General features: G+C 49.2%; 6 protein-coding genes and 1 pseudogene. 2 read left to right on the forward strand and 5 right to left on the reverse strand.

The window, feature by feature from the left end; all coding sequences use genetic code 11:
* The 4 genes and pseudogenes from ACOJS8_RS24120 to ACOJS8_RS24135 form a co-directional block, all read right to left on the reverse strand.
* Positions 1-180 (reverse strand): annotated as a pseudogene (locus tag ACOJS8_RS24120) (arabinosidase); the annotation flags it as partial.
* Positions 177-1,592, reverse strand: a complete 1,416-nt coding sequence (locus ACOJS8_RS24125; protein WP_420151119.1) for a glycoside hydrolase family 140 protein — start codon at positions 1,590-1,592, stop codon at positions 177-179. The gene ACOJS8_RS24125 and the pseudogene ACOJS8_RS24120, both read right to left, overlap by 4 nt.
* 199 nt (positions 1,593-1,791) lie before the next feature.
* Positions 1,792-3,207 (reverse strand): RagB/SusD family nutrient uptake outer membrane protein, encoded by a 1,416-nt coding sequence (locus ACOJS8_RS24130; RefSeq protein WP_420151120.1) that lies wholly within the window; start codon positions 3,205-3,207, stop codon positions 1,792-1,794.
* Between the two features lie 16 nt (positions 3,208-3,223).
* Positions 3,224-6,397 carry a SusC/RagA family TonB-linked outer membrane protein gene (locus ACOJS8_RS24135; protein ID WP_420151121.1) on the reverse strand — a complete coding sequence of 1,058 codons (3,174 nt, stop codon included), beginning with the start codon at positions 6,395-6,397 and terminating at the stop codon, positions 3,224-3,226.
* A gap of 870 nt (positions 6,398-7,267) precedes the next feature.
* Here ACOJS8_RS24135 and ACOJS8_RS24140 point away from each other — a divergent pair.
* On the forward strand, positions 7,268-9,118 hold the full coding sequence (locus ACOJS8_RS24140) for a CshA/CshB family fibrillar adhesin-related protein (RefSeq protein WP_420151122.1): 1,851 nt from the start codon (positions 7,268-7,270) through the stop codon (positions 9,116-9,118).
* A 145-nt stretch (positions 9,119-9,263) separates the two neighbouring features.
* The gene (locus tag ACOJS8_RS24145) at positions 9,264-10,028 is read left to right on the forward strand and encodes a DeoR/GlpR family DNA-binding transcription regulator (RefSeq protein WP_420151123.1); all 765 of its coding nucleotides are present in this window, start codon (positions 9,264-9,266) and stop codon (positions 10,026-10,028) included.
* Between the two features lie 62 nt (positions 10,029-10,090).
* Here the strand turns inward: ACOJS8_RS24145 and ACOJS8_RS24150 are convergent, their stop codons facing one another.
* Positions 10,091-10,825 carry a hypothetical protein gene (locus tag ACOJS8_RS24150; protein ID WP_420151124.1) on the reverse strand — a complete coding sequence of 245 codons (735 nt, stop codon included), beginning with the start codon at positions 10,823-10,825 and terminating at the stop codon, positions 10,091-10,093.
* Between the last annotated feature and the right edge of the window lie 125 nt (positions 10,826-10,950).

Below are 10,950 nucleotides of genomic sequence, written 5' to 3' on the forward strand. Positions count from 1 at the left end.
ACTGCCGATTTCGGGCTTCAGAAACGTCCGGTTCAGATCGGACCATTTGTAACCATCGTCGCTGTAGAGCAACCGAAGCCCCTCATTGGCAGGCTCGTGAAATGACGTGAACATGTACACATCTTTTGAGCAGGAATTCAACCCGACAACAGCCGCAAACAGGTAGATTAAACGCTTCATTTCTTCTGAATGACTAATACCCAGTCGTTGCCGTTTTTAGGCTCGGCGGGTGGGTTAAATTCCTGAACACCTGTGTTTGCTACGTCACCAATAGCGGTCGTTTTACCATCGCGCGGGCTGAACCACGACGCCGTTACGTTATCACCTTCCAGCTTGCCCATGTTGAGTTTGATGTTACGTCCCGTATACGTGTAAATCAGCGCGTAATCGGGTCCGCGACTGGCAACCAGATAATCGTAGCGTTCGCCCTGATTGGCAATGAGCGATTGATCGGGAACGCGATCAAAAAAGGAATGCGCGAGTATCAGATTTTTCAAATGTATCATCTGTCCGGCACCCGGCGCATCGATGGCCTTTGTCCAGTCGTCGATGGCACCGAACGAACTCTTTTTGTCGCCTTGCTTGTAGAACTGCATGATCGAGTTATGCCCGTATGTGTACCCGAATGCACCGGCCAAAACCGACCAGTACCCGTAGCGTCGTACGTCATCGGCGGTCCAGCGCGGGTCTTTCGGATTGTGGAGTCCGTGTGGAATCTGCTCGTAGGATGGTTCGCCGTCGATGGTTGGTTTGGTGGGTTTCATGGCCAGATCAGCCTGCATGTAGCGCCAGTTATCTTCGCCGTAGTGCACGTTATCTTTCGCCGACGTATCCTGCGCATACGATTTGTGGCCCGACTGCACCATGTTGAAATCCAGCCAGGATTCGTTATGAAACCACTCCGACGAAGACGAACGCCCGCGCGGATGGAACGTAATAAGATGCGTTGAGTCGACCTGATTGATGGTTCGGCCCATGGTTTTCCAGACTTCCAGTGAATCTGCGCCTTTGATGTCGCCCCCATCCAGCCAGATGATGTTTGGCCGGTTTTTGTAGCGATTGGCGATGAACTCCGCGTATGCTTTGGCGCGCTCCTGATTGACGCGTTTACTCTTCACGTTGTTGCCCCACAGCGGCACCAGCGCCATGTAAATGCCTTTTTCGGCCGCTTTATCGACCACAAAATCAATATGGTCCCAGAAATCGTACTGCGTTGAATCGCTGAACGTATTGCCTTCGGTTAGCTTTGGCGTCGCTATATTTTTCCCAATAAGCGCCGAATCGCCGTAAACGTTGGTCGCGCCCAGCGTATGCAGCACCATCACCTGAATCACGTTAAAGCCTTTTTGCTTCCGATTTTCCAGATAGGTTTCTACTTCGTCGCGATTCAGTCGGGTAAATAATAACCAGCCGGTGTCGCCCAGCCAGAAGAACGGTTTATTGTCGCCAACGGCCAGAAATCGAGCATTTCCGGATACAGTCAACTGCGGGGAATCAGGCTGTTTTTCTTTTTTGTCAGACGTAGTACAGCCAATGACGATGGTCGCTAAAAAGGCAAGAAAAAGTACTCGGTTACGTAGTGGGTTTAGCATGTACAAAGAATGCGTTTTTTTCAAGCTGCACTCTGTATGATTTTTTCGGCGGTTTGTATGATTTTATCAATCGCATTAATCGCGAAAAGAAGTTTACCCACCAGGAAGTATGACCCCGCTGGGGTCAAATGTTTATAGGAACGGATTCATGTCTATAAACATCTGACCCCAGCGGGGTCGAACTGGTCCCGCCAGGAAATCAATACCCCGGATTCTGGGTAATGGCTTCGTTCTGCGTGCGGACAATCTGCGGAATTGGCCACAGTAGTTTGTTCTGGTTTATTGCCTTGCCTTTTGCCGTCAGCACCGGAATGGCACGGTTCGTCCGTTTCAGATCGAACCAGCGGTTGAACTCGATAGCCAGCTCAACCCGGCGCTCATGCTCAATCGCCAGGTCGAGCGTCGGGTACTTGGCCGTTGGATACGTAGCGTCGCCAAACTTGGGCAGTTTTGACCGGGTCCGAACCAGATTCAGATACGTAGCGTCGCCAGTTGCTTCGGAGAGCAGCAATAGCGCATCGGCATAACGTAATACCATGAAGTTGTTGTTAGCCAACGGGTTACCTCCTACCTGAGTCGCTTTCGTATCGGTCCATTTAATCGGGTATTTCTGATTGATGAACGTACCGGCGTTATTATAACCGAGTGCAATCGTAGCATCCCGACGCGTATCGCCCGCTTCGTATTCGTTGTACAGATCGTCGGTCACCTGGTTCATACCGCCCCCGTAAAAACCGAGGAAGTTGTTATTTGGATAGAACGTCTGGTAGTACCGGCTAAAGGGCGCTGACGCATTTCCACCTAAAAACTGGATTTCGAAGATGGATTCTTTCGTGTTCTTGACACTTGGCCCCCATAAGTCAGCATAGTTTGGCAGCAGCGAATACTGGTTGCTGTTATACATTTCCTTCAGTACGTTAGCTGCCGACGTCTTATCGCCCAGGGTCAGATACACTTTACCTAACAGCGTCTGAGCGGCACCTTTCGACGCCCGGCCGGGTATAGTGATAGCCGACGCTAACGGTAGCTTTTCAGCCGCGAAAATGAGGTCTTTTTTGATCTGATCGTACACAGCGCTGGCGGGCGAACGTAACACTTTATAACTCTCCTCCCCCGTCAAAGGCGTTGTCACAATAGGCAGGTCGCCCCAGAGTTGTACCATGTTAAAATAGTATAAAGCACGGAGAAACATCATTTGTGCTTTGACCCCATCTTTATACGTAGCATCCAGGCTGGCGCCTTCGATCCGATCCAGGACGATGTTGGCATTGAAAACGGCTTTGTAACAATCCTGCCAGAACTGGTACACCATCGTATTGGCTGTAGCTAAGCTGTAATCTTTGAACTGCCACTTGTCGGCCTGAATCCCTGAAATATTGAACATAATGGCGTTGTCGCTCATCTGCTCGTTGGCGTACGAAACCGGTCCTTCCGGATGATAGACCGTATACAGTGACGCATACGCTCCGTTGACAGCCAGCTCAAAATCGTCACGACTCCTGAAATTGTCGGCCGTTGCATTCGACAGTGGGGTAAGATTCAGGAACGATTCTTTGCAGCTGCTGGCTAAAAGTCCGATGCAGAGCAGGGTTAAAATAGGTTTTATAGCTTTCATGAGATGTCTTGACGATTTAAAAATCAACTTTCAGGCCGACCGTAACGACGCGCGGAATAGGGTACGAACCGTAATCGACACCGATGAAGGCACCGTTTGGCGCATTGCCCGACGCGTTCAGACCATTGCCCCCGCTGGAATAATTGCTGGCACCGTACGTCGTATTTTCAGGATCGTAGTTGGTGTATTTGCTCCACAGATACACGTTATCCGCATTCACATAGACACGCGCAACCCGGAATGGCGTTTTGCTGGTCAGCGACGTTGGCAGCGTATACGACAGACGAATGTTTTTCAGACGTGTAAACGACGCATCCTCTACCCAAAGGCTGTGAAACTGGTCCTGCAAACCCGTCAGACCCAACGTAGCGCGAAAATGCTTCCCATCGCCGGGGTCCGCTTCCGAACGCCAGCGGTTATCGACGCTCGCAAACATGTTCCGCCCGTTGTTCCAGAAGCCCAGGTAGCGGAAGTTCTGGTTAACAATTTCACCCCCGTAGGTACCCTGCAGCAGGAACGAGAAATCGAAACCTTTGAACGAAATGGTGTTGGTTATACCCGCCGTGAAATCAGGCTGGAAGTTCCCCAGCGAGGTGCGGTCGTCCGGTGTAATTTTTCCGTCGCCGTTAACGTCCCGGATGATTGGATCACCTGGCTTGGTGGTGCTGTAATGCGGGTAGGCATCCACAGCAGCCTGGTTTTTAAATACCCCATCCACTACGTAGCCAAAATAATTCGAGATCGGTTGTCCCACTTCGGTTTTGACTGCCACCACGAAATCCGTATATACGATCGGGGCGTTGCTAGGACCGAGCTGGAGCACTTTATTGCGATTGACACTGAAGTTCAGATCCGTTGTCCAGACCACTTTACCGGTCGTATTTTTCGTATTCAGATTCAGCTCGACACCCCGGTTCTGCATCCGGCCGATGTTTGTCAGCTGGGTTGAGAAGCCGGAAATATCAGGCACCGGTACGTTCAGCAGCATGTCGCGTGTAACCGAGTTATAAAACTCTGCCGACAGCCCGACCCGGTCGTTCAGCACGCGTAAATCAACCCCAATGTTTAACTGACCCGTACGTTCCCATTTCAGATTGGGGTTGGCAATGTTGGCGATAGTCAGACCCGAGGCAAGCGCCGAACCCGATACGTAATTCGTCGATCCAAGTAAGCTGATCGCTCCATAGTTTGGAATCTGGTTGTTCCCCGCAATCCCGTAGCTGGCCCGTAGTTTCAGGCTGGAAACAAACTTGAGGTTGCTCATAAAGGCTTCGTCAGAAATCATCCAACCGGCCGATACGGAGGGGAAATACCCCCAGCGCGTGTCTGTCCCGAACCGCGAACTACCATCCCGACGAATGGCGGCCGTCAGGAAATATTTATTCTGAAAATTGTACTGTGCCCGCGCCAGGTACGAAATCATGGCCCATTCAGAAGCCGTACTGGAGCCGCTGGTCACAACGCCCGCATTCAGGGTTTCGACCAGGTCGTTCGGGAAGCTACCCGACGTAACGGTGGCAAATTCATCGCGCTGTTTCTGGACCGAGTACCCAGCCAGTACGTTCAGACTATGATCGCCAAACTGTTTGTCGTACGTCAGCGTATTTTCCGACAGCCAGTTCAGCATGTAGGTTGTTTGTACGTTTCCTTCGGCGGGTAGCAATCCCGAATAACCGTAGCCCTGATTTTTAACCCGATACGAATTCAGACGCGTATTGAACAGGTTGCCGCTGATGCTCGTCCGGAACTTCAGATCGGAAATGATGTAGTATTCGGCAAAGGCGGTTCCTAACGTATTGAACGACTTCTGCTGCTTGTGATAAAAGCGCGTTAGTGAGTACGGATGCCAGAGGTTTAGGTCGTTATAAGCGATGTATTTGCTCCAGACCGAGTTCGGGTCACGATAGCCCAGGTTGCCGTTTTCGTTATAAACCGGGAAGATCGGATCGCTCTGAATCGCCAGACTCACTACGTCGCTTTTACCCTGTGTCCCTTCAGTCCGGTCAAAAATAGTCGTAGCCCCCAGGTTCAAACCAAGCGAGAATTTCTCTGAAACCTTATGTTTGATGTTGGTACGTAACGCCAGGCGTTTGTAGTAGTTTTCATCAAGAACGGCCTGCTGATCAAGATAAGCGCCCGAAAACAGGAACTGCGTTTTGTCGGTGCCGCCCGATACGGAAAGTTGAGCGTTGTGCGAAGGCGCTACGCGGAACATGACATCCTGCCAGTCGGTGCCGTTGCCAAACTGCTGTGGATTGTTGATAAACTCTTCGGGAATACGGTACGTCGATGGGCGTGCGCTATTGGGATCCGAGGCTTTGTTAACCGCCGGATTCAAATCGACCCAGGCATTGTTGTGCGCATCGATGTAATAACCAATCCACTGCTGCGCATTCATCATGGGCACTTTACGCGTTACGGTCAGAATGCCGTATTCGTAGCCCGCGCTGATATTGGTTTTACCGGGTTTTCCCAGTTTGGTCGTTACCAGCACGACGCCATTAGCGCCCCGAGAGCCATAAATAGCCGCTGACGAGGCATCTTTCAGAATATCAACCGACTCAATATCCTGTGGATTGATCAGATTTAGGTTGAAATTTTCGAGCGGCACGCCGTCGACCACAAACAGTGGGTTGGTTCCGGCCGTAATGGAACTGACACCCCGAATCCGGATAATTGGCGAGACGCCCGGCGCCCCCTGCGACTGGGTGATGTTTACCCCAGCGACTTTACCCGCCAGCGACTGTGTTACGTTGCTAAAGGAGCGATCTTTGAACTCATTAAAGCCTACTGATGCCACAGCATTAGTGATGGCTCGCTTACTCTGCGTACCATAACCAACCACGACTACTTCGTTAAGGGTTTTGTTGGAAGGCAACATCGACACGTCAATAACCCCCCGATTATTTACCGGTATTTCCTGAGTTTCGTAGCTGATCGAACTGATGACCAGCACTGCATTTCCAGGCGCTGAAATGGAGAAGGCCCCATCCTGATTTGAGATCGTTCCGTTTTTCGATGATTTCACCAGAATGGAAGCACCAGGCAACCCTTTTCCTGTTTCATCCGTGATTTTACCCGTAACCGTAATCGATTGTTCCTGCCCAAACGTCTGAGCAAAAGTAAAACAAAGCAAACTAAAGATCAGGCAGATTCGCCACGATCGTCGACAGGTAAAAAGTGCGTGCATAGCCTTAGAAGTTTTCTGTAAAATAGTCAATACAATCGTTTTATATTGCCAAAATCCCTATACGAAAGTAGATGATAGAGTATGGTTAACTTTCCTATACTTACCCATAAAATATTTCGTTTTCTTTCTTTTATTTTGTTTTTCCAACAGAAACCCTTTCATTCTGTTCATTTAGGCCTAGAATAGGTATTTCGTTCTGCTATTATTTTGCGAGCTTCGGCTATGTATGACTCAGCGCGCCCAGTTCGGGAAACTTAGCAGAAAACAGGGTTAGTATGGTTGTTAATACGTATCGTGCCTGCAAACGGTTGACGTGGGTAGAATAGGTTAAAAAAGATTCGTTTACCCTGAGTTTTCCAGGAAATACCCTGCCCTAGCCTGACTATTCCATGCTGGCTCCTGCTAAGCATTACTGTTATTAGTGCACTTCTTTTTTTACAATTTCTCCTTTCTGAAAACATTTTTATTCATCAATGTGATAATAGGAGATTATTTGTTAAAATGCTGGCTCATTGGTAATTATATCAATGAATCCTCATATCATCCCCATCAAATCAATTACGTTTTATATGCGCTATTTTTACGTTGTCCAACTAGTAATAAACACAGGTCATAACACAGAAGACTTAACGATTCACCTTGCCAGTCGATCCTACGGCACGTTTGTGAAAGGCCCTGGACTACGCCTGTCAGCCTGATATTTCCCGCTTAGATTCTTTTTCTTCCAATTCTGATTGCTCACCCTTCAGGACTCATAGCCTGGCCAGTTCATCCGTGGTGGTTATTCATCTCCTGCGATACAGATGGAGGCCAATTGGCTGTGGGCCCACTTTTCCTGAATGTATTATGTCCTTAATTCTATTAAACAGAATGCACAAACGAACTACACTAAAGGTTATCGGCCTCTGGATCGGTCTATGTTCCGGGCTTTTCACGACGAACTACGCCTGGTCACAGGCCCAAAAAGCGACCGGTGGTACGGGGCTATACAAACAGGACATTCACTGGCTCACGTTCAGCGATCTAGCCACCGGAATAGCGGCAGGTGGCTCGGCAACGCGCAGTTTTCAGGCAGGTCAGATTATCGTTAACGTAACGATTGACAACGTCTCTTTTTCCGGTCAGACTATTGACGGCTCTCTTTCCAATGTGCGCCTAATACCGTACAAGCCAGGGGTGTGGTATGCCGACGGGATGGATGATCTATATAATATTGGCGGAGCTGGTGTTGCTAACAATCTTGTTAATGGGCTTTCCATTAATACGCAGGGCGCAACAGGCACGGGTGGAGCCCCTTTACAGGCGAATTTTCGTATTCGCACCTATGCTACGCTCAATGGGCTGCCCATTGACCTGGCTCTGTTGTTTGCCAATGCCGAATCTGACGATGGCACTGAATACGAGCAGATGAGTACCAATGGATCGGCCTGGCAGCTTCTGGAAAAACGGTTAAATGATGGCGATCAGGAGCAGAAAATCCGGTTTTCTGATAATAATACCGTAGCCCGTCTGCAAATAGGTGGCGGCAACGTTGGGCTATTATACACGAAGCGGGAAAATACGACTGCTGCAAACCCGCTAACGTCCAATGTTGAATTGCTCTGTGGAGGTAATTCCGCTATCGCTTTAGGCGTAATGGTATCCTCCGATGGTGGCGATGGTCCAGCCTCCTATTCTTCAGCGCTTAATGTCTTCCAGCCTGCGGTTTCGGGTGGCAATCCCAGCGCTACCAGTGGCGAATTCACCAATTACCTTGGCTTTACCGGTTCAGAAGGCGGAACCCCGTTGATCGAGACGGGTAGTAAAGTTAACCCGACTACGCTACGTATTGGTGCCCAGGCTGCGGACGAAGAGCTCGCTTCATACACTACGTCTTCGGCGGATGGCGACGATACGAATGGGGTTGATGACGAAGACGGGTTCGCCAGTTCTCCTACCGCCGTTGCGTTGACCAGTTCGAGTTACTCGGTCAGTTTACCTGTTTTCAAAAATACAGCCGACGCTTCAGCCACCCGATACGTAATGGCCTGGGTTGATTTTAATCGCAATGGCAGTTTTGAGCCTGCAGAATATACAACAGCCAGTTTTACAACCAATAATGCCTTAACCAACCTTACCCTGACCTGGCCGCTAACGAGTATTCCGAAAACGCCGGGAAGCTCTTATGCGCGCTTCCGCATCACCTCTGTCGATCCGGCTACGTTAGTTGATGCCGGCGGCACAACCGCTGATGAACGAAGTTTTGTTACGCTTCCCCTTGGCGAAACCGAGGATTATGCCATCAATTTACTCAGTCCCGATCTAACACCGATTGTTTACGCCCGTCCATCAACCACCTTTGGGAATACGGCTGTAACTGTTGTGGTTGATGTGTACGAGCTGAATGGTACGGCCAGCTCAGGACTCATCACGGTTCTCCTCAATAAAGATTCTAAAGTTCAGCTAAGTTTCAACAATTCCGCTACCTCCATCGGTGGTCAGTCTGTGCAAAATGGCACCTGGAGCTTCGATGCCGTTTCAAACCCGGACTACTACGTATTAACCAGCTTGCAGTCGGTAGGTGCCGGCAATCTGCTGTCGTTTGGATTAAGTGGAACCCTGCGTCCCGGAGCTACATCCGGTACGTTGTCGATTGTAACTACTATAGCCGGGACCAGTGGTGGAGAAGTAAATATCAGCAACAACACCGACGCCGATCGAATTGATTTCTTCCAGCAATAATCGCCAGTCTCACAACGAAAGCTCAGATGCAGAAGCAGTAAGGAACATGATTTTCGTTTTTTAATGAATGGCTGTGTTTACAAATCATAGCGTATAAAAATTTCTTTTCCTTACTTTTGGTCGACTTAGAAACGAAAACAGGATTATGCTGCCGAATCAGCGTCGGGATAAAATACTTGAACTATTAAAGGAAGATGGGTCTGCCAAGGTGATCGACCTTGCCCGGATCTTTAAAGTGACCGAAGTAACCATCCGTCAGGACCTTGAAAAACTAGAGAAGGATGGGCTGGTCATCAAAGAGCACGGTGGCGCTTACCTGAAAAACGTTGAAGATCAGGTTCGTACATTTTCGCTGGGGAATCAGGAAAATATTGACAGAAAAGAACTGATAGCCGCTAAATGCCTGGAATTCATCGAAAGTGGAGACAGTATCATCCTGGATTCAGGGTCGACAACAACGGAAATCGCTAAAAAACTACGAGGTTTTAAAAACCTGACCGTCATCACCAACGCTCTGAACATTGCCATGATGCTCGGTGCCGAACCCGGTATTGAACTCATCGTGACAGGTGGCGAGTTTAAACCACCTACCCTGTCGCTGACCGGTCAGAAAGCCGCTGATTTTTTCAAGGGTATAAACGTACAGAAGCTGTTTCTGGCTACGGCGGGCATCTCCCTGAAATCCGGATTGACCTACCCGAGTATCAGCGATCTGGTCGTTAAAAAAGCGATGATCGACGCGGCTGATACGACGTATCTGGTAGCTGATTCAACCAAAATGGGAAAAAGTGCCTTTGCCAGTTTAGGCGCTCTGTCCTTAATCGACTACATTATTACGGATAATGGCATTGAGGAAAAACATAAGCAAGTTTTTCACGACAACGAAATCGAACTGATCATTGCCACCTAGACGATGTTGGGTTTCTGAATCCACACTTGCTTTTGCTAAGTCATAGATCAGAAACCCAATTTCTACTCTACCGTCAGGTTCCAGATTACCTCGGTTGTGAATGGGTGGGCAGCGTCGGGAATTTCGCCCGCCATCGCGATCGTGTGCTGACCTTTGGGTAGCTTGAGCAGAATAGAAAATCCATCGTCTACCGCTATTGCTTTCTGCGTACCGTTATCGCAGGCCGGATCGAGATAGTCCATGTGAATACCTAACTCAAATGCAGGCGTTTTTATCCGGTATTTTTTCAGATCCGTCAGCAGATTTACGCCATCTACTTTGACTGATACATTCGTGACCGCATCCATCATCGGTGCGGCAAGTCCAAGTAAGTACTCCGTTTCGGTTTGGCCGGGCGGAATTGTGAACGTAGGGTCACATATGTCGTTGCGGAAATAAAACGTCAGCCCCCCCAACGGATTTATAAACAGGTACTGATCCGACGAAACGGTTGCCGTTCGGACGGATGTACCGCCCAGATTGCTCGACAGAAACGTAACGCCCGGAATTGGCTGGGGCGTGTTTTTATGAACCGACCCGTCTTCATCACTGAACGGACTGTCGGCAACCGGCAACGCGAAAAGCCATTTCAGCATTTCCTGCGTAAGCTCGCTGTAGCCATATTGAGGACCATTGGGCGTTAAACTGATTTTTTCGGATGGGTCAATAACCAGCAGTCCATCGGTCGGTACTACGTGATCGGTTTGGCAGGCGCCAGCAAACAGGCCGACCAAAAGCAGGGTGACTAGTTTTTTCATGGTGCGTTAATTGTTGGTTTGGAAAGTATAGTTTACAATCTGGAAGGCATTCAATCATTTTGTTGTGGTGTGAGTTTTGGAAAAATGGAAACACAACCTAAAAACAAAGAATATCAACGTTCCGG

The sequence above is a fragment of the Spirosoma sp. genome (assembly GCF_048594605.1).
Classification (GTDB): Bacteria; Bacteroidota; Bacteroidia; order Cytophagales; family Spirosomataceae; genus Spirosoma.